The organism is Pseudomonas sp. GW821-FHT12A04 (genome assembly GCF_058807755.1).
In genome coordinates, this window is the sequence record NZ_JBXAQZ010000002.1 from 157670 (window position 1) to 177861 (window position 20192).

The 20192-nt window shown below is 59.6% G+C and carries 17 protein-coding genes; 7 read left to right on the top strand and 10 right to left on the bottom strand.

Features of this window, described 5'->3' with window-relative positions:
• Positions 1–60: 60 nt before the first annotated feature.
• Entirely contained in the window at positions 61–543 is a 483-nt protein-coding gene (locus AC1RS8_RS03515; RefSeq protein WP_057712696.1) for an acyl-CoA thioesterase, read from the bottom strand.
• A gap of 289 nt (positions 544–832) precedes the next feature.
• On the opposite strand from AC1RS8_RS03515, the gene AC1RS8_RS03520 reads away from it, so the two are divergent.
• Positions 833–2596 (top strand): cation:proton antiporter, encoded by a 1764-nt coding sequence (locus tag AC1RS8_RS03520; protein ID WP_057712697.1) that lies wholly within the window; start codon positions 833–835, stop codon positions 2594–2596.
• Positions 2597–2618: 22 nt separating this feature from the next.
• On the opposite strand, the gene AC1RS8_RS03525 is transcribed toward AC1RS8_RS03520, so the two are convergent.
• The 4 genes from AC1RS8_RS03525 to uvrD form a co-directional block, all read right to left on the bottom strand.
• Positions 2619–3026 carry an SMI1/KNR4 family protein gene (locus AC1RS8_RS03525; protein ID WP_003187120.1) on the bottom strand — a complete coding sequence of 136 codons (408 nt, stop codon included), beginning with the start codon at positions 3024–3026 and terminating at the stop codon, positions 2619–2621.
• A gap of 138 nt (positions 3027–3164) precedes the next feature.
• Positions 3165–4043: a Tim44 domain-containing protein gene (locus tag AC1RS8_RS03530; protein ID WP_057712698.1), complete on the bottom strand. Its 879-nt coding sequence runs from the start codon at positions 4041–4043 to the stop codon at positions 3165–3167.
• Between the two features lie 179 nt (positions 4044–4222).
• A complete protein-coding gene (locus AC1RS8_RS03535) occupies positions 4223–4663 on the bottom strand; it encodes an EamA family transporter (RefSeq protein WP_057712699.1) in 441 nt (146 codons plus the stop codon).
• 138 nt (positions 4664–4801) lie between these two features.
• The gene (gene uvrD, locus AC1RS8_RS03540) at positions 4802–6985 is read right to left on the bottom strand and encodes a DNA helicase II (RefSeq protein WP_057712700.1); all 2184 of its coding nucleotides are present in this window, start codon (positions 6983–6985) and stop codon (positions 4802–4804) included.
• A 256-nt stretch (positions 6986–7241) separates the two neighbouring features.
• Between uvrD and AC1RS8_RS03545 the strand changes: the two genes are divergently transcribed.
• The 3 genes from AC1RS8_RS03545 to AC1RS8_RS03555 all read left to right on the top strand — a co-directional run bounded on the left by AC1RS8_RS03545 (position 7242) and on the right by AC1RS8_RS03555 (position 11608).
• Positions 7242–10112: an EAL domain-containing protein gene (locus tag AC1RS8_RS03545; RefSeq protein ID WP_057712701.1), complete on the top strand. Its 2871-nt coding sequence runs from the start codon at positions 7242–7244 to the stop codon at positions 10110–10112.
• A gap of 200 nt (positions 10113–10312) precedes the next feature.
• Entirely contained in the window at positions 10313–11179 is an 867-nt protein-coding gene (gene hexR / locus AC1RS8_RS03550) for a transcriptional regulator HexR (RefSeq protein WP_007954250.1), read from the top strand.
• Between the two features lie 219 nt (positions 11180–11398).
• Positions 11399–11608 (top strand): PA3496 family putative envelope integrity protein, encoded by a 210-nt coding sequence (locus tag AC1RS8_RS03555; RefSeq protein ID WP_085723603.1) that lies wholly within the window; start codon positions 11399–11401, stop codon positions 11606–11608.
• On the opposite strand, the gene AC1RS8_RS03560 is transcribed toward AC1RS8_RS03555, so the two are convergent.
• The gene (locus tag AC1RS8_RS03560; RefSeq protein WP_090452215.1) at positions 11550–12512 is read right to left on the bottom strand and encodes a LysR family transcriptional regulator; all 963 of its coding nucleotides are present in this window, start codon (positions 12510–12512) and stop codon (positions 11550–11552) included. The genes AC1RS8_RS03555 and AC1RS8_RS03560 overlap by 59 nt on opposite strands.
• A 190-nt stretch (positions 12513–12702) precedes the next feature.
• On the opposite strand from AC1RS8_RS03560, the gene AC1RS8_RS03565 reads away from it, so the two are divergent.
• Both AC1RS8_RS03565 and oadA read left to right on the top strand, forming a co-directional pair.
• Positions 12703–14118, top strand: a complete 1416-nt coding sequence (locus tag AC1RS8_RS03565) for an acetyl-CoA carboxylase biotin carboxylase subunit (RefSeq protein ID WP_007971702.1) — start codon at positions 12703–12705, stop codon at positions 14116–14118.
• Positions 14119–14129: 11 nt separating this feature from the next.
• The gene (gene oadA / locus AC1RS8_RS03570) at positions 14130–15938 is read left to right on the top strand and encodes a sodium-extruding oxaloacetate decarboxylase subunit alpha (RefSeq protein WP_090452213.1); all 1809 of its coding nucleotides are present in this window, start codon (positions 14130–14132) and stop codon (positions 15936–15938) included.
• A gap of 254 nt (positions 15939–16192) precedes the next feature.
• On the opposite strand, the gene AC1RS8_RS03575 is transcribed toward oadA, so the two are convergent.
• From AC1RS8_RS03575 to AC1RS8_RS03585, 3 genes are read right to left on the bottom strand one after another with little or no spacing between them, the layout of a single operon-like run.
• Positions 16193–16864 (bottom strand): GNAT family N-acetyltransferase, encoded by a 672-nt coding sequence (locus AC1RS8_RS03575; RefSeq protein WP_340312782.1) that lies wholly within the window; start codon positions 16862–16864, stop codon positions 16193–16195.
• 16 nt (positions 16865–16880) lie between these two features.
• A complete protein-coding gene (locus tag AC1RS8_RS03580; protein ID WP_489339477.1) occupies positions 16881–17327 on the bottom strand; it encodes a GNAT family N-acetyltransferase in 447 nt (148 codons plus the stop codon).
• Between the two features lie 10 nt (positions 17328–17337).
• On the bottom strand, positions 17338–17961 hold the full coding sequence (locus AC1RS8_RS03585; protein ID WP_057712705.1) for an FMN-binding negative transcriptional regulator: 624 nt from the start codon (positions 17959–17961) through the stop codon (positions 17338–17340).
• A 93-nt stretch (positions 17962–18054) separates the two neighbouring features.
• Here AC1RS8_RS03585 and pdxR point away from each other — a divergent pair, with 93 nt between their 5' ends.
• Positions 18055–19608, top strand: coding sequence for a MocR-like pyridoxine biosynthesis transcription factor PdxR (pdxR, locus tag AC1RS8_RS03590; RefSeq protein ID WP_489339476.1), 1554 nt, complete (start codon positions 18055–18057; stop codon positions 19606–19608).
• Between the two features lie 35 nt (positions 19609–19643).
• Here pdxR and AC1RS8_RS03595 read toward each other — a convergent pair whose 3' ends face one another.
• Positions 19644–20144: a hypothetical protein gene (locus AC1RS8_RS03595; RefSeq protein WP_489339475.1), complete on the bottom strand. Its 501-nt coding sequence runs from the start codon at positions 20142–20144 to the stop codon at positions 19644–19646.
• Positions 20145–20192 lie beyond the last annotated feature (48 nt).

Genomic DNA, 20192 nt, shown 5'->3' on the forward strand with positions numbered 1-20192 from the left:
TTCTGCGTTGCCCCCATTCGCGAGCAGGCTCGCGATGGAGGACTGGCGTCACGGCAGGATTCAGGCGTCGCCCTTGATTTCCTGATAGCGCTTTTCCAGCTCCTGGCGAATCTGCCGGCGTTGCTGGGCCTGCATATAGCGGCGCTTGTCTTCGCTGTTCTGCGGTTGCAGCGGTGGTACCGATGCAGGTTTACGCTGCTCATCCACCGCGACCATGGTGAAGAAGCAACTGTTGGTATGGCGCACCGAGCGTTCGCGGATGTTCTCGGTCACCACTTTGATGCCCACCTCCATGGAGGTGTTGCCGGTGTAGTTGACCGAGGCCAGGAAGGTCACCAGTTCGCCGACATGGATCGGCTCACGGAAAATGACCTGATCCACCGACAAGGTCACCACATAGCGGCCGGCATAACGGCTGGCGCAGGCGTAGGCCACTTCGTCGAGGTATTTGAGCAGGGTGCCGCCGTGAACATTGCCAGAGAAATTGGCCATGTCGGGGGTCATCAATACCGTCATCGACAGCTGGGCGTTTCCGGGTTCCATAGCATTCTCACGGGTCAAGGCCAGGTTTGAGGGATGCACCTCTGCGGGTGCCTCGGCGGTTTTTTTTCAAACCAACAGTTATCGGGACGCCGGGTGCCGGGTCGCCGTCACGCCGGATCGATCTGTTTCCATATATTGCACCGCCTTTCTGCCAGAAGTCGCGGTGTTACCCTGCAAAAAAGCCCCGCCTCAAGGGCATTTCCTACGTGCAATTCCGATTTTTGTTCTGCTCGATCAGACTTTTCCTACGTCCGGGGATCGAGCAATACCACCCAGGGAGTCTCACGCCATGCATGCCATCAGTTTCATTCAGGATCTGGCAGTGATCATGTTGATCGCAGGCGTGGTCACCGTGGTCTTTCATCGCCTGAAGCAACCGGTGGTACTGGGATACATCGTCGCCGGTTTCATCATTGGCCCGCACACCCCGCCATTCGGCCTGATCCACGACGAAGAAACCATCAAGACCCTGGCCGAGCTCGGTGTGATATTCCTGATGTTCTGTCTGGGCCTGGAGTTCAGTCTGCGCAAGTTGTTCAAGGTCGGTGCCACGGCATTCATCGCGGCATTCCTGGAAATCGTGCTGATGATCTGGATCGGCTACGAGATCGGTCGCTGGTTCGACTGGAACACCATGGATTCACTGTTCCTCGGCGCGATCCTGGCGATTTCCTCAACCACCATCATCGTCAAGGCGCTCAATGATCTGAAGCTGAAGAACGAGCGGTTTGCCCAGTTGATATTCGGAGTGCTGATCGTCGAAGACATTCTGGGCATCGGCATCATCGCGCTGCTGTCCAGCATCGCGGTCAGCGGTACGGTCAGCTCCGGCGAAGTGTTTTCCACGGTCGGCAAGCTGTCGCTGTTCATGATCGTCGCCTTGGTCATTGGCATCCTGATGGTGCCGCGGTTGCTGGCCTACGTCGCCAGATTCGAAAGCAACGAAATGCTGCTGATCACCGTGCTGGGCCTGTGTTTTGGTTTCTGCCTGCTGGTGGTCAAGCTTGAATACAGCATGGTCCTCGGTGCATTCCTGATCGGCGCGATCATGGCGGAATCCCGGCAACTGCTGAAAATCGAGCGCTTGATTGAACCGGTTCGCGATCTTTTCAGTGCGATTTTCTTTGTGGCCATCGGGCTGATGCTCGATCCGGCGATCCTGCTTCAGTACGCCTGGCCAATCGCGGTAATCACCGTAGCCGTGGTGCTCGGCAAGATGTTGTCCTGCGGCCTTGGTGCATTTATCGCCGGCAATGACGGACGTACCTCGCTGCGAGTCGGGATGGGTCTTTCACAGATTGGCGAATTCTCTTTCATCATCGCGGCACTGGGCATGACGTTGCAGGTCACCAGTAACTTTTTATACCCCGTGGCTGTGGCGGTTTCGGTGATCACGACCCTGCTGACGCCTTATCTGATCCGTGCGGCGGATCCATTGTCGATCAAGCTCGCCAGCGCGATGCCAGAACGTTTGGGACGGGTGCTGGGGATGTATGGCGAATGGCTGCGCAGCATCCAGCCGCAGGGTGAGGGTGCGTTACTGGCATCCATGATTCGCAGGATCTTGCTGCAGGTGGGTGTCAATCTGGCGCTGGTGATCGCGATCTTCTTTTCGGGCGCTTACTTCGCCGAACGCATGTCGGCTTACCTGCAAGGCTGGATCAGCGATCCGAGCTGGCAAAAGGCGTTGATCTGGGGCGGGGCGCTGTTGTTATCACTGCCGTTTTTGATTGCGGCGTACCGCAAGCTAAAGGCGCTGTCGATGTTGCTCGCGGAAATGGGCGTGAAGCCGGAGATGGCCGGGCGCCACACGCAGCGAGTGCGCCGGGTGATCGCCGAAGTGATCCCGATCCTGTCGCTGCTGGTGATCTTTTTTCTGCTGGCAGCCTTGTCGGCCAGTATTCTGCCGACCAACAAGTTGCTGGTACTGATCGCCGTGGTCGCGGCCGCCGTGGCGGCGCTGTTGTGGCGCTGGTTCATTCGTGTGCATACGCGGATGCAGGTGGCGTTGCTGGAAACCCTCGACAATCACAAGGAGTCGTCCGGGCATTGACCACCCCGCGGCGTTGACTGGATCAGCTTTCCAGCCAGACGTCCCGTGCCCAGTGCCAAACCGACTCCCAGGTCTCTTCGGCGATCAGTTCTTCTTCGGCCTGCCAAAGCACCACGGTGCCGTCTTCTTCGACACAATAGTAGTCATCACCGTCCTGGCAGATCGGGATCAGGCTGCGATCGACGCCGGCGTCCCAGGCGTTGGCGGCAACGTCGGGCAGGTAGGTGTGGGATTGCGGGTCGGTCACGGTGACCGGTTCCAGGCTGCCGTAGACCACATCGCTGACGGTCAGCAGAAACTCTCTGAAGACGAACGGAATGTCGATGAACAGTTGTTCTTCGATTTCGACCAGCAGGTCTTCGTCGGGCAACTCCAAGGGGACCGGTACCGGTTCGTTGGCTTCACGCAGTTGTTCGATGATTTCTTCCACGTCCGGGATCCTCTTGCTTGTATGGCGCGGTTTATATGGGGCGGTTTATACAGTAGCTTGCTATAGATGCAACCGCGAAATAGAAAACCCCGGCCTGGGCCGGGGTTTTGTTTACAACAAGTGAAACGCGGAGGGTAATCAGCCGTTCTGGCGGATACCTGCCACCAGCCAAGGCTGGTTTTCGCCCTGTGCACGTTCCATGTTCCAGCTTTCGCTGAAGACTTCGCCCTGGTCGAAACGCGAGGTTTTCGACAGGCCAGTGAAGGTCAGGGTGGCGATGGTCTTGTCGGCGCGATCGTCCACACCGTCCAGCTGTACATTGAGGTTATCGATGTAGGTGGACTGGAAGCCGTCGCCCAGGTCAGCACGCTCACGCTTGAGGAACTCCAGCATTTGCGGGGTCACGAACTCGGCGATCTTGTCCATTTCGTTGGCGTCCCAGTGCTGTTGCAGGGACTGGAAGTGATTGCGTGCCGCTTCGACGAAGTTTCCTTCGTTGAACCAGGCTGGCGCGTTGATCACCGGGCGAGCGGCAACAGGCGCTGCCGAACCACCGAAGATCGAACCGCCGGCAGGCTTTTGTTCGAACGCCTCACGTTGCATCGGCGCGTGGCCGGCCGGAGCGTACTGCTCCTGCTGCTTGCGACGACGGGCGGCGATAAAGCGGAAGACCAGGAACGCAATGACGGCCATGATCAGGATGTCGAAGATCTGCATGCCCTGGAAGCCGTCACCCATGAACATGGATGCGAGCAGGCCACCGGCCGCGATACCGGCCAGTGGGCCGAGCCAGCGCGAAGCGCCACCGGCCTTGGCAGCAGCGCCAGCGGCACCGGCAGCACCAGCGGTCGCCGCAGCGCCGCCCATGCCTGGAGAAGAAGGAGCCATCTGGCTGGTCTGGTGAGTCGGCGCAGCGCCTGCGCTTTTGCCACCACCGAAGCGCTTGGCGGCATTGACGTCGAGACTCATCGTCAGGCCGATGCACAACGCCATGGCGATGCTAAGAAAACGTTTCATAAAGGGAATTCCCATTTGTGGAAGGCACGCGCGCCATGTTGCACAGGTGAAGTGTTGCTGGCTAGCGGCAGAGTGTTTCGGGCTTTTGCCTGACAGGTCGTGTTCAGCTCCAGTCCGTGCAATAAGGCCTTTTGACTTTGATCTGTCAGATGAGTGGACAGGGCTTGTAGGACGCTTGCCTAGCGTCGCAGGGCAAGCATGACCACTCCGGCGGTGATCAGGCCTATTCCGCCCCATTGGCGCAAGTCGAGTTTTTCACCCAGCAGGACAACGCCAAGGACAGCCACCAGCACCACGCTGAGTTTGTCCACTGGAGCAACCAGTGACGCCGGACCGACCTTGAGTGCGCGGAAATAGCAGATCCACGATGCACCGGTGGCAAGGCCCGACAACATCAGGAACAGGTAGCTCTTCGCAGAGATCGATCCCAAGGACTGATATTGGCCCGTGGCGTACAAAATCAAGGCCAGGCTGACCAATACCACCATCGTACGCAGCAGGGTGGCGAAGTCGGAGTTGACGTTTTCGATGCCGACTTTCGCGAAAATGGCGGTCATTGCCGCGAATGCCGCGGATAACAGGGCCCAGAATGTCCAGGAGGAAAAAAAGCCTGAGCCCATGTGTTTGCGCCTCCAGGATCAGTCAAGGCCAGCGCAGAACCCTGTGGGAGTGAGCTTGCTCGCGATGACGGACTGACAACCAGAAATAATGTCGACTGATCTACCGCTATCGCGAGCAAGCTCGCTCCCACAGAAAGGCTAGATTGCTTCCAGTTTGGCATACCCCAGCATCAGCCACTTGCTGCCTTCGCTGAAGTTCACCTGCACCCGGGCCTGAGCCCCGGCGCCTTCGAAGTTGAGGATCACACCGTCACCGAAGATCGAGTGGCGCACAGTCTGGCCCAGGCTGAAGCCGGTCTGCGGAATTTCGCTGCCGCTGAACAGGTTGCTGCCACTCATCGACTGGTTGCCACCGAACGGACGGCTGACGCTGTTGGACAGCCGCACCTCCTGAATCAGGCCTTTCGGAACTTCGCGTACGAAGCGCGACACCTTGTTGTAGGTCTCGCTGCCATAAAGGCGCCGGGTTTCGGCGAAGGTCATCACCAGGTTCTGCATGGCCCGGGTGATGCCTACGTAGGCCAGACGACGCTCTTCCTCCAGGCGACCGGGTTCTTCCAGGCTCATCTTGTGCGGGAACAGGCCTTCTTCCATGCCCACCAGGAACACGTAAGGGAACTCCAGGCCTTTGGCGCTGTGCAGGGTCATCAGTTGAATGCTGTCTTCGTGCTCGTCGGCCTGGGTATCACCGGCTTCCAGCGACGCATGACCAAGGAATGCTGCCAATGGCGTCAGGTCTTCGTCTTCTTCGCTGTTTTCGAAGTTGCGCGCGGCGCTGACCAGTTCCTCAAGGTTTTCTACCCGGGCCTGGCCTTTCTCGCCTTTTTCCGCTTCGTGATAGGCGATCAGCCCCGACTGCTCGATGACGGTCTGGGTCATCAGGTGCAGCGGCATTTCCATGCACTTGGCAGCGAGGTTCTCGATCAGCTCGATAAACGCGCCGAGGGCACCGGCTGCACGACCGGTCAGGCCTTTGTTGGCCACCAGTTGGCGCATCGCTTCCCACATCGACACATCGCTGTGGCGCGCATGGTCGCGGATCGCTTCGACGGTTTTCTCGCCGATGCCACGGGCCGGTACGTTGATGACCCGTTCCAGCGCAGCATCGTTACCGCGGCCTTCGAGCAAGCGCATGTAGGCCATGGCGTTCTTGATTTCGGCGCGTTCGAAGAAGCGCTGACCGCCATAGATGCGGTAGGGAATGCGCTCGCGCAGCAAGGCTTCTTCCAGAACCCGCGACTGGGCGTTGGAGCGGTACAGAATCGCGATATCGCTTCGAGACAAGCCGGTTTTCAGCGCGCTTTCGATGGTTTCGACAACGTAGCGTGCTTCGTCGTGCTCGTTGAAGGCGGCGTACAGGTTGATCGCTTCGCCGTCGCCGCCGTCAGTCCACAGCTCTTTGCCCAGGCGCCCGGTGTTGTTGGCGATCAAGGCGTTGGCAGCCTTCAGGATGCCGGCGGTGGAGCGATAATTCTGCTCCAGGCGAATGGTTTCGGCGTCCGGGAAGTCTTCGGAATACTGGTAGATGTTCTCGATTTTGGCGCCGCGCCAGCCGTAGATCGACTGGTCGTCGTCGCCCACCACCATCAGGCTGTCGCCACCCTTGGCCAGCAGGCGCAACCAGGCGTATTGCACGGCGTTGGTGTCCTGGAACTCGTCTACCAGAATGTGCCGGAAGCGCTTTTGATAGTGAGCGAGCAGGCCTGGGTGATCGCGCCACAGATCGAGTGCGCGCAGCAGCAATTCGGAGAAGTCGATGACACCGGCACGCAGGCAGGCGGCCTCGTAGGCCTCATAGATACCGCGCATGGTTGCCAGGAACAGGTCGCCGCTGGCTTGAATGTGTTGCGGGCGCAGGCCTTCGTCTTTCTGGCCGTTGATGAACCATTGGGCCTGACGGGCCGGCCAGCGCTGTTCGTCCAGGCCGAGCTCGCGGATCACCCGCTTGACCAACCGCTGCTGGTCATCGCTGTCGAGAATCTGGAAGGTCTGGCTTAAGCCCGCTTCCTGCCAGTGTGCCCGCAGAAGGCGGTGCGCCAGGCCGTGGAAGGTGCCAACCCACATGCCGGCCGGGTTGATGCCCATCAACTGCTCGATGCGCTGGCGCATCTCGGCAGCGGCCTTGTTGGTGAAGGTCACCGACAGGATGGAGTGGGGCGAGGCGTTTTCGACCTGGATCAACCAGGCGATACGGTGCACCAGCACTCGGGTTTTACCGGAACCAGCACCGGCCAGGACCAACTGACGACCCACGGGGGCCGCTACGGCCTGGCGTTGGGCATCGTTGAGGGAGTTCAGCAGAAGGGAGAGATCATCGCGCATCGGGGCATTCTAGGGGGCAGCGACACACCGGGCAAACCCCGCTTCGCTTTAACCGATGAAAGTTATGCGAAGGACGACCGGTCAGTCATCGGCTGCAGGCATTGGCGGGACGTGCCTTCAGCATTTTCAGTGGCATCGGCGTCCGAAAAATTTGGCGATTTATTGATCAGCAGCAGTTTGGTCCGGGCAATTGCTTGTGTATGCTCCGAGCAGTTTCGGGCACATGCTCATCATTATAAGAACAAGAACATCGCCTATGACCCTCAGCTTCGACCTGTCGGGCCCCACTGTGGAACCCCGGGTGATCCGTAAACAGTACGCCATGGAAATGGCGGTCGAACGCACGCGCCTGTTGTATCAAGGCTCGCTGCTGCCCACGTTGTTCATGCTGATCAATGGCCTGGTCTGTGCCGGTTTGCTCTGGAGCCCGCAGCGCTATTTCCTGGTCAGTGTCTGGCTGGTGTGGTTGTTGTCATTGGTGGCATTGCGGGTGATTCAGGTCGCAGCCTTTGATTCGGCCATTCCCAACCGTCAGGCCCATCCCATCTGGCGGCGGATGTTTTTGCTGGGCTCCGGCCTCACCGGTCTGACCCTGGCCGGTGCCGGCATCGCCCTGGTTCCTGCCGATAACTTCATTCAGCAAGCCTGGGTCTTCGGCCTCATCGGCGCCGCAGCGCTCTCGGCCAGTGTGGCTTATGCGGTCAGCTTGCCGGCCTTCCTGTCATTCACCTTGCCCTGCCTGTTGCCGGCCATCGCCTATATGTTTTGGGGAGCTGACGAACAGCAGCAAGGTTGGGGCTGGTTCGGGCTGATCCTGCTCGGTGCGTTGAGCGTGGTTGCCTGGCAAGTCAATCGATTGATCGATCGAGGCTTGATGCGACGCTTTCAGAACCAGGCACTGATCGAGCATCTGCAGCAGGCGCAAAGCTGCAGTGATCAGCTCAATCAGAAGCTGGCCAAGGAGATAGAACAGCGCCGACGTGCCGAGGACGAATTGCGAGAGATCCAGGTCGACCTGGAAAACCGAGTCGCTCAGCGCAGCCTGGAACTGGACGCCGCCAACCAGGCACTGAGCAAGAGTGAGGCGCGCCTGGCGCTGGCATTGAAGGCCAGCGAGTTGGGGTTGTGGGACTGGAATCTGCAAACCGACGAAGTCCATCACACACAAATTCAGGAATTGTTCGGCCTGGAGCCGGAACAGGTCACGGCGATATTGCGTCACCTCAAGCCGCGCCTTCACCCCGAGGATCTTCCTGCGCTGAAAAGGGCGCTGGTCGAGCATTTGAAGGGCCGCACCGAGGACTATCAAATCGAGTATCGCGTGCGGCATGGCGACGGCCACTGGGTCTGGATCGAGGACCGCGGGCGGGCAGTCGAGCGTGCCGACAACGGCCGGGTGATTCGCATGGTCGGCACTCGCCGCGATATCAGCGCCAGCAAAAGTCTGGAAGAGCAGCGGCAATTGGCGGCGACCGTGTTCGAGGCGGCCAGCGAAGGGATCGTGATTTTCGATCCGAACTACGTCCTGATCGCGATCAATCAAGCCTTCAGTCGGGTGACCGGTTATGACATTGACGACATGATCGGACGCAATGTCGTTGAGTTGCCATGCAGTCGCGACGCGCGTAGGCATTACGCCGCGATACATCAGGCGCTGGAGCAGCAAGGCAGCTGGCAGGGCGAATTGGTGGAAACCCGCAAGAACGGCGAGATGTATCCGCAATGGCTGCAACTGAATGCCGTGCGCGATGCCCGGGGAAATGTGAGCCATATTGTGGGCTTCTTCGCTGATCTCTCGGCTCGTCGAGAGTCCGAACAGCGTATGCGCTATCTGACCCATTACGACGAACTTACCGGTCTGGCCAACCGCGCGATGTTTCGCGAACGACTCAACGAGGCTCATCAACGAGTGCGGCAGGGCGGTTATCGCAGCCTGGCGTTGCTGCACATCAATCTCGATCGGTTCAAGCAACTCAACGACAGCCTGGGGCATGAAGTCGCCGATCAGTTATTGCAGAAAATGGCCCGGCGACTGGTGAATGCATTGCCTGAAGCAGACACCATCGCGCGCCTTTCCGGTGATGAGTTTGCCGTGCTGTTCAATTCCTACGGCAACCTTTCGAGCCTGGCGAGGGTGGCGACTCGTCTGGCGAACAAGTTGCGTTTGCCGGTGACCATTGACGGGCATGAACTGGTGCTCAGCGCGTCGATGGGCATCAGCTTGTTGCCGGACAGCGCGCGGGAAATATCGGCACTGGTCAGTCAGTCGAACATGGCAATGCAGCACGCCAAACACCTGGGTGGCGATAATTTCCAGTTTTACACCGACAGCTTGCAAGCCAGCACGTTGGAGCGTTTACAGCTGGAAAACCACTTGCGCAAAGCCATCGAAGACAAACAACTGAAGGTGTTTTACCAACCGAAACTGTGCCTGGCCACTGGCAGGTTGAATGCCGCCGAAGCCTTGGTGCGTTGGGATCATCCGACCATGGGCCGAGTGCCGCCGGGGGATTTCATTGGCCTGGCTGAAGAAACCGGATTGATCGGCCCGATCGGTGAGTTCGTGCTGCGTCAGGCCTGCTGGCAAGCCTGTGAGTGGCAACGGCAGGGACTCGAAGCAATTCGGGTGTCGGTCAATCTGTCGGTGCATCAATTGCGCCAAGGCAAGCTGGTCAGTCTGGTGCGGCAGGTGCTGGAAGAGACCGGGCTGGCGCCGCAACTGCTGGAGCTGGAACTCACCGAAAGCCAGTTGCTGGACAGCGTCGAACACATCATCGCAACCTTCCAGCAGTTGCGTGATCTCGGGGTGAAACTGGCCATTGACGATTTTGGCACTGGTTACTCATCCCTGAGCTATCTCAAGCGGATCCCGGTGGATTACGTGAAGATTGATCAGGCGTTTATCCGTGGCTTGGGTGAGGGCAGCGAAGACGCGGCGATTACCCGGGCAATCATTGCCATGGCTCACGGCCTGAAGCTTAAGGTCGTGGCGGAAGGAGTGGAGCGCGGAGAACAGCTTGAGTTCCTGAAAGCCGAGCGCTGCGATGAGGTACAGGGCTATTTGATCAGCCGCCCGGTTGAGGCTGAGACGTTGGCAGGTTTGCTGCACGCGCAAGCCGCAAGCTGACGAGGATACGTAAGTAGCTTTTGTCCTTTAAAACGTGCACCCGGCACACCTGGACAGGCGTCATGAGTGCTACATGAAGCGCGGGCACCTGAAATCGAGGGATTCGGTAACGCATTGAGCAGGCAAAAAGCCGATCCATGTAGTATAACTACAAGCGTGCTACATCCCCGGCACCTGCCAATAACAAAGAGTCCAGCCCTTTGAATCTGCTGCAACACATCGCCCAGTCTCGCCACCTGTTACGCAAGTCGGAGCTCAAGGTCGCCGACCACGTGCTGCTTGATCCTGCGGCCGTGATGCACAGTTCCATGGCCGACCTGGCCCACAGCGTGGGCATCAGCGAACCGACCATCGTGCGTTTTTGCCGTGCCATCGGTTGTTCCGGCTTTCAGGACCTGAAGCTGAAGCTGGCCCAGAGCCTGGCGGCAGGTGCAAGTTTTGGCCAGTTTGCGATCCATGAGGATGATTCGGTCGCTGACTACAGCCTGAAAATCTTCGACACCACCCTGCATACGCTGATGGAGGTTCGCGAGAAACTCGATCCGCTGGAATTGCAGCGGGCGGTGACGCTGATGTCCCAGGCCCAGCGTGTCGAGTTCTATGGCTTTGGTGCCTCGGGTGCGGTCGCGGCGGACGCCCAGCACAAGTTCTTCCGCTTGCTGCTCACAGCTGCGGCGTATTCCGACCCGCACATGCAGGCGATGTCGGCCGTGACGCTCAAGCCAACCGACGTGGCGATCTGCATTTCCCAGTCCGGGCGTTCCAAGGACCTGCTGATCACTGCCAACCTGGTGCGTGAAAGCGGTGCCTCGTTGATCACCTTGTGCCCGAGCCAGACGCCGTTGGCCGAACTGTCTACGGTCAATCTGGCGATCGATGTGCATGAAGACACTGAAATCTATACGCCGCTGACTTCGCGTATCGCCCACCTGGTGGTGATCGACGTGCTGGCGATGGGCGTGGCCATGGCGCGTGGCCCGAGCCTGGTCAACCACCTCAAGAGCGTCAAGCGCAGCCTGCGCAGCTTGCGGTTGTCGCCCAAGTCGGTGAAAGCGCTGGACGATTGAGCCAGGCCTGAGATTGCATGAAGGTCGTTCCGACCTTATCGCGAGCAAGCTCGCTCCCACATTTGATCATGCACGCCGCAGAACCTGTGGGAGCGAGGTCGCTCGCGATGGCGGCCTCGAATACACCGCAATTTTCATCAGTTTGTAACCCCCAAGCCGCCAAACCGTCATCCCCCGCGCCTATCTTGAAACTCCCGTACTCGCCTTGGGAGACTCGAAATGGCCATGCCCTACGAAGAACGCAACAGCGCTGTCAAAACCCGTCGTCAGCAAGAAGATCAGCGCCGCATGGAATTCCGTCGCGCCATCGAAGATCGCTGCGAACGCCGTCAGCTTCTGGCCGAGATTGGCGATTTTCCAGAGCTGGAACTTAACTTTTGGCAGACGTCTCCCGTAGCTTCCCGTCGAAACGCTCAACCAGCGCGCTGATCTGAATCCGTTCGCTACGGATAAACGCCAGGAAGGCATGAGCCACCGGTGACAGGCGCTTTGCCTTGGCCTGCACCAGGCACCAGCTACGGAATAGCGGCAGTTCTTCGACCGGCAATTCGATCAGCCCACCGGTTGCCAGCTCAAGGTTCAGGGCGTGGCGCGTCAACAGCGCAACGCCCAGGCCTGCCAGTACACATTCTCGCTGGGCTTCGGCAGACGAGACTTCCTGAGTCTGGTTGAAGTGCACGCGTTTCTCTTTGAAGTATTCTTCGCACGCCAGCCGCGTCCCGGAGCCTGGCTCGCGCAGCAGCAGTGTGTAGGGTTCGAGATCCTGCAAGCGCAGCGGCCCCATATGACACAGCGGGTGATCCGGTGGCGCCACGGCGACGATCGGGTTGTTCAGGAACGGCAGGAATTCCAGGCCCATGTCCTGAGGCACCATGGACATGATCACCAGGTCATCGCGGTTGTCCGACAGGCGCCGAATGACCTGACCGCGATTGACCACCGTCAGTTGCAGGTTCACCTCCGGGTGCTGGCGTTTGAATGCGGCAAACAAGTGCGGCACGAAATATTTGGCGCTGGATTCCACCGCCAGTTTCAATTGCCCCTGCAACGAACCCTGCATGTCCGACAGCTGCATGTCGAGGTTTTCCAGGCGTCCGAAAATATCCCGGCTGGCCCGCTGTAACGCTTCAGCCGCTTCGGTCATGTAGAGTTTTTTGCCGACGTAATCGAACAAAGGCTGGCCAATCAGCTCCTCAAGTTGACGAATCTGCAGGCTGACGGCAGGTTGTGTGAGCGACATTTCCTCGGCCGCGCGACTGTACGACCGCAAATCACAGACCTCGTTGAAGATCTGCAATTGTCGTAAAGTCATACGCATCAATGACTTACGCATTTTTTGATCACTCTCGTCGCTGGCTGGTGAATCAACTATAAGTCTTTACTTATGCGTGACCCAATAATTATTCATTTTTGTTAATCCCTTGTGAGCGCTAGTGTGGACCTGCGACCAAATTGAAACATTTGGTCACGCGTCGACCTGGTCTAGCAGGTCGTGGGTACCACCGGCTCAAGGGAATTTCCAAGTGATAACAAAGATCCTGATCGCCAACCGTGGTGAGATTGCCGTACGAATCGTACGTGCCTGTGCCGAAATGGGCATTCGCTCGGTCGCGATCTACTCCGATGCCGACCGTCATGCCTTGCACGTCAAGCGAGCGGACGAGGCCCACAGCATTGGTGCCGAGCCACTGGCCGGTTACCTGAACCCGCGCAAGCTGGTGAACCTGGCTGTGGAAACCGGTTGCGATGCACTGCACCCAGGCTACGGCTTCCTTTCGGAAAACGCCGAGCTGGCGGAGATCTGCGCCGAGCGCGGGATCAAGTTCATTGGCCCGTCGGCTGAAGTGATTCGCCGCATGGGCGACAAGACCGAAGCCCGTCGCAGCATGATCAAGGCCGGTGTACCAGTGACCCCGGGCACTGAAGGCAACGTGTCGGGCATCGAAGAAGCCCTGACCGAAGGCGATCGCATCGGTTACCCGGTGATGCTCAAGGCCACTTCCGGTGGTGGCGGTCGCGGCATTCGTCGCTGCAACAGCCGTGAAGAGCTCGAACAGGCTTTCCCGCGGGTCATTTCCGAAGCCACCAAGGCATTTGGTTCGGCGGAAGTGTTCCTGGAAAAATGTATCGTCAATCCGAAGCACATTGAAGCGCAAATTCTTGGCGACAGCTTCGGCAACGTGGTGCACCTGTTCGAACGTGACTGCTCGATCCAGCGCCGCAACCAGAAGCTGATCGAAATCGCCCCAAGCCCACAGCTGACCCCGGAACAGCGCGCCTATATCGGCGATCTGTCGGTGCGCGCAGCCAAGGCCGTGGGATACGAGAACGCCGGCACCGTGGAGTTCCTGCTCGCCGAGGGCGAGGTGTACTTCATGGAGATGAATACCCGGGTGCAGGTGGAACACACCATCACCGAAGAAATCACCGGCATCGACATTGTCCGCGAGCAGATTCGCATTGCCTCCGGTCTGCCGCTTTCGGTGAAACAGGAAGACATCCAGCACCGCGGCTTCGCCCTGCAATTCCGGATCAACGCCGAAGACCCGAAGAACAACTTCCTGCCGAGCTTCGGCAAGATCACCCGTTACTACGCTCCCGGCGGCCCCGGCGTGCGAACCGACACGGCGATCTATACCGGCTACACCATTCCACCGTTCTACGACTCCATGTGCCTGAAACTGGTGGTGTGGGCGCTGACCTGGGAAGAGGCGATGGACCGTGGCTTGCGCGCCCTGGATGACATGCGTCTGCAAGGGGTCAAGACCACCGCCGCGTACTACCAGGAAATCCTGCGTAACCCGGAATTCCGTAGCGGCCAGTTCAACACCAGCTTCGTTGAAAGCCACCCTGAACTGACCAACTACTCGATCAAGCGCAAACCCGAAGAGCTGGCCCTGGCCATCGCCGCCGCCATCGCCGCCCACGCAGGCCTGTGAGGAATAGAACAATGAGCAAACAAATCCACGTTACCGACACTATCCTGCGCGACGCCCACCAATCGCTGCTCGCCACCCGCATGCGCACCGAAGACATGCTGCCGATCTGCGACAAGCTCGACAAAGTCGGCTACTGGTCGCTGGAGTGCTGGGGCGGCGCGACGTTCGACGCCTGCGTACGTTTCCTGAAAGAAGATCCGTGGGAGCGTCTGCGCCAACTGCGCGCCGCGCTGCCTAACACCCGCCTGCAAATGTTGTTGCGCGGCCAGAACCTGCTGGGCTACCGCCACTACAGCGACGACGTGGTCAAAGCTTTCGTGGCCAAGGCAGCGGTCAACGGCATCGACGTGTTCCGCATCTTCGACGCCATGAACGACGTGCGTAACCTGCGCGTGGCCATCGAAGCGGTGAAAGCCGCCGGCAAACACGCCCAGGGCACCATCGCCTACACCACCAGCCCGGTGCACACCATCGAGGCGTTCGTGAACCAGGCCAAGCAAATGGAAGCCATGGGTTGCGACTCGGTGGCGATCAAGGACATGGCCGGCCTGCTGACCCCGTACGCCACCGGCGAACTGGTCAAGGCTCTGAAAGCCGAGCAATCGTTGCCAGTGTTCATTCACTCCCACGACACTGCTGGCCTGGCCGCGATGTGCCAAATGAAGGCCATCGAAAACGGCGCCGATCACATCGACACCGCGATCTCCAGTTTCGCCTGGGGCACCAGCCACCCGGGTACCGAGTCGATGGTCGCCGCCCTTAAAGGCAGCGAGTTCGACACCGGCCTGAACCTGGAACTGCTGCAAGAGATCGGTCTGTACTTCTACGCGGTGCGCAAGAAGTACCACCAGTTCGAAAGCGAGTTCACCGCCGTCGACACCCGTGTGCAAGTCAACCAGGTACCGGGCGGGATGATTTCCAACCTGGCCAACCAGTTGAAAGAGCAGGGCGCGCTCAACCGCATGAGCGAAGTGCTGGCCGAAATCCCGCGCGTTCGTGAAGACCTCGGCTTCCCGCCGCTGGTGACCCCGACTTCGCAGATCGTCGGTACCCAGGCGTTCTTCAACGTGCTGGCCGGCGAGCGCTACAAGACCATCACCAACGAAGTGAAACTGTACCTGCAAGGCGGCTACGGCAAGGCGCCGGGCACTGTGAACGAACAACTGCGTCGCCAGGCCATCGGCAGCGAAGAAGTGATCGACGTTCGCCCGGCCGACCTGCTCAAGCCGGAAATGGCCAAGCTGCGTGCCGACATCGGCGCACTGGCCAAGTCTGAAGAAGACGTGCTGACCTACGCCATGTTCCCGGACATCGGTCGCAAGTTCCTCGAGGAACGCGCTGCCGGCACCCTCACGCCAGAGGTTCTGCTGCCGATTCCTGAAGCGGGTGGCGTGGCCTCTGCCGGTGGCGAAGGCGTGCCGACCGAGTTCGTCATCGACGTGCACGGTGAAACCTACCGCGTCGACATCACCGGTGTTGGCGTCAAGGCCGAAGGCAAGCGTCACTTCTACCTGTCCATCGACGGCATGCCGGAAGAAGTGGTGTTCGAGCCGCTCAACGAATTCGTCAGCGGCGGCAGCAGCAAGCGCAAGCAAGCCACTGCACCGGGTCACGTCAGCACCACCATGCCGGGCAACATCGTCGACGTGCTGGTCAAGGAGGGCGACACCGTCAAGGCAGGCCAGGCCGTGTTGATCACCGAAGCGATGAAGATGGAAACAGAAGTCCAGGCAGCCATCGCCGGTAAAGTCACCGCCATTCACGTGGCCAAGGGCGACCGGGTAAACCCGGGCGAGATCCTGATCGAGATCGAAGGCTGAGTTAACAGCCTCGATACAACGCTTTATACCTCGGGGGGGCATGTGCTCCCCTTTTTTTATGCCTGCAAATCCGTGCCTGAAACCCTGTGGGAGCGAGCTTGCTCGCGATAGCGGAGCATCAGTCTCAACAATTGCTGAATGTGATGCCGCCATCGCGAGCAAGCTCGCTCCCACAGGTGCTGTGTCCCATCAGTGAAGCGGGTGTTAATTGATCAAGAGCTCGCTCGCGATGGCGTAATTCCAGGCGCTGACGATTACCCGCGACACTCCACCAACGACTTCACCTGCCCCGAACCGGTCTGGTTCTCATCGCTCAGCCACTTTTCAAACCCCGCACCAATTGCCGGCCACTCCGAATCCAGGATCGAATACCACGCCGTATCCCGGTTCTGTCCCTTGACCACCATGTGCTGGCGAAACACACCCTCAAAACTGAAGCCCAAACGCTCGGCAGCATATTTGGAGCGAGCGTTGGCGTTGTTGCATTTCCATTCCAGGCGACGGTAACCCAGGGCAAAGGATTCCTTGGCCAGAAGGTAAACCGCCTCTGTGCTTTTCGGCGAGCGCTGCATCGGGGCGCCGAAGGTGACGTGGCCGATTTCGATGCGGCCCTGGGCCGGGACGATGGACATCAGGCTGAGAATGCCCTGGACCTCGCCGCTGACGCGGTCGATCACGCTGAAGAAATACGGATCGCTGCTGGTCGCGTGGTTGTTCAGCCAGTCGTTGAAGACGCTGCGCTCCGGGAAGGGGCCGTAAGGCAGGTAGTCCCACAATTTCGGGTCAGCGCCCGGGCCTTGCAGGGCCTTGAACAGGTCGTCGCCGTGGCGCGCCGGGTCGAGTCTTTCCAGGCGGATGTAACGCCCTTCGATCAGTTGAGTCGTGGGGGGCGGGACGCCTTTCCAGTCGGCGAGTGAAATCGACATGTTGTTCTCCTTGAACCTAGATGGCTTTGCGAAACTGGATGAAACCGGGGCGTTCGGCGATGCGCTCGTAGAGCTGGATCGCGGTGGCATTGGTTTCGTGGGTCAGCCAGTGGACCTTGTTGCAACCGTCGGCCTTGGCTGTGGTGTAGACGAACTCGATCAACTGGCGGCCGACGCCGGTACCACGGGTTTGCGGGACCACCAACAAGTCTTGCAGGTAGCAGGAGTTTTCGATTGCCCAGTTCGAACGATGGTAGATGAAGTGCACCATGCCCACCGCTTTGTCATCGACCCAGGCGAGGGCGGCGTGGGTCGGTTCGCTCGGGTCGAGCATGCGCTGCCAGGTGCTTTGAGTGACGGTATCCGCAAGTTCAGTGTTGTAGAAGCGCAGGTAGGCGTGCCACAGCGGCAACCATGCCGCGTGATCACCGGCGGTGACTTGGCGAATGTCGATCTGACTCATGGTGATTTCCTTAGCGCATCAATTGGGCGAGGGTTTGGTCGTTGACGTCGGGGCTGGCGGCCAGGCCTTTGCGCACGCCGGCGATGTCGGCGGGGCTGCGGTTCTGGCTGAGCTTGCGCTTGCCTTCCAGACGGTCGATGGGAATGGCGAAACCGACGATGGCCTTGAGCATGCCGTCGATGTAATCGGCGGGGGCATCGGCCACTGACCACGGTTGGGCGCGGCCAGCTTCATGACGATCGGTGAGGGTGCTGACGATGTCGAGCAGCCGCCCGCCATCACTGAAGGTTTCGGCTCGGCCATAGGCGTGTACGGCGACATAGTTCCAGGTTGGCACGACTTTGCCGTGTTCGGCCTTGCTCGGGTAGAAGCCAGGGCTGACGTAGGCGTCGGCACCGGCAAAAATCAGCAGGGCTTCGGCGCCGTCGCGCAGGTCTTTCCACTGTGGATTGGCTTTGGCCAGATGCCCGTACAACGTGCCGTTCGAGCCTTGCTCGCAATGCAGCAGCACCGGTACATGGCTGGCTTGCAGGCCGCTTTCACCGTGGGTCACCAATATGGCGAGACGGGTGGCGAGGATCAGTTCATGCAGTTGGGACAGCTCGTCGATGGCAAAAGCACGTGGCGTGTACATGGAGATATTTTTCCTTGGCGAATGTCTGCATCCTAGGCAGGCTATTGGTCTGTTGTAAGAGCCATTAATGACCAATTTCATAGGTCCATTGTGATGACTAGCGAACCACTGTCCCTGACCTTCAACCCGGCAGGTATCGAACTTGATCGTCGCCAGGGGCTGAGTCGTCAGCTCTACCAGGCATTGCGCACGCGTGTGTTGGACGGGCGACTGGCCAGCGGTACGCGTCTGCCTGCCAGTCGTGATCTGGCAGCCGCGCTGGCGATTTCCCGCAACAGCGTAGTGCGCGCCTACGATCAGTTGTACGCCGAAGGGTTTATCGAAGGGCGGGTAGGCGATGGGACTTATGTCGCGCAACTGCCCCAGGCTACCGTGCCGGCAAAAAAACTATCCACAAAAGTATCCACAGGGTTTTCAACAGGGTTACCCACAACCTTATCCACAAATTGGCTCGATTTACCTGTTGATTCATCCAGCAAAGTTATCCACAGCGGTGCATTGACTCGCGTTGAAAAGAACCACTTACCCATGCCGCCCAGTGGTCCGCCCAAGGCTTTTCGGGTTGGTGTTCCGGCGTTCGATCTGTTTCCGTTCGAGGTCTGGGCCAAGTTGAATGCGGCTTTCTGGCGTAAACCGGATTTCCAGCAGCTGTGCTACGGCGACCCTGCAGGTGATGCGCGCTTGCGGGGGATGATCGCGGCGTATCTACGCAGCTCGCGGGGCATGCAGTGCACGGCTGAACAAATTGTGATCACCAGTGGCGCGCAGCAGGGAATCAGCCTTTGTGCACAGCTGCTGGTGGAGCCGGGCGATGGGGTGGCGATCGAAAATCCTGGCTACCGCGCGGCGGGTCATGCCTTCGCCGTGGCCGGGGCGCGCTTGCACGGGGTAGCGGTGGATAGCGAGGGTATCGACTGCGGTGAGCTGGCGGGGCTCAGTGATTGCCGCCTGACCTATGTCACGCCGTCACATCAATACCCGACTGGCGTGGTGATGAGCCTCGCTCGCCGTCTGGAGTTGCTGGCCTGGGCCGAGCGCACTCAAGGCTGGATTGTCGAGGATGATTACGATGGCGAGTACCGCTACAGCGGTGCGCCATTGGCGCCTTTGGCGGCACTCGATCGTCACGGGCGAGTGTTGTATGTCGGCACGTTCGGCAAGGTCGCGTTTCCGGCGTTGCGCCTGGGTTATCTGGTGTTGCCAATGGGGCTGGTGGACGCGTTTTCCCAGCGTCGTGCCGTGGATGTGCGCCACTCCGAGGTCAGCACGCAGGCAGTCATGGCCGAGTTCATGGCGGCCGGACACTTCCAGCGGCATATCCGCCGCATGCGCCGTGCGGCACTGAGTCGGCGCAATACGCTGCTCAGTGGTTGGCCGCTGGATATCCCCGGCGTTGGCCCGTTGCCCACAGTCGCTGCCGGGCTGCACATGACCGTGTCAGTCGAAAGCGTGGCGCGCGAACAGGAACTGATCGAATTGGCGCGCAGTGTCGATGTCGAGATCAACGGTTTGAGCAGCTATTGGCTGCCGGAATCCACCACGCCCTTCGATCAACGCGCCGGGTTGGTACTGGGCTTTGCGGCGGTGCCCGAAAAGTCGGTCGAGGCGGCGCTGGAGCGATTGCGAGAGGCGTGGCGCGCTCGATGAAGCGGGCGGACCAGCAGTCCGCCCGCAGTCGTTCATCAGGGTTGAGTTTCGAGTTTGAGGAACAGATTCGGGTCGCTGATACGCCGCAGCACGTAGTCGATTGGCGCCAGAGTCGTGAGTACCTGGCGGCGTTCGGTCGTGAACTGCTGCAGATGCGCTTCGGCGATTTTCAGGTGCGCCGCCGTGAACTGCTCCATCGGCGCATCAAGCGAATCGTAGTGAAAGTGCGCAAGCCGCAGAGGCTGATCCTTGTTGGTGGTGTCTAGCACCTGGTACTCCTGGAAATAATCCCTGCGCTTTTTGGTCTTGATTCGTCCCTGTTCGTTGCGGACGATACGGACCTGGTCGTTGTCCAGCAGCCACTGCAAGTACGCCTGTCGGGGCTGTCGATCCTTGAGCAGGCTGGCGCGAATACCGATGCCTTGAGCGCGTAGCTGGACGGCGGCACCATTGAGCTCCGAGCTCGGACCAGCGCCTGGGTCAGCGATTCGAACTGTGTGGGCATGGCCACGAGCGTGCCGTCGCGGACCCGCCATTGAGGCGTGCCGATCATGGTTTGGTCAGGGTCGATCTTGCGCTCGGGT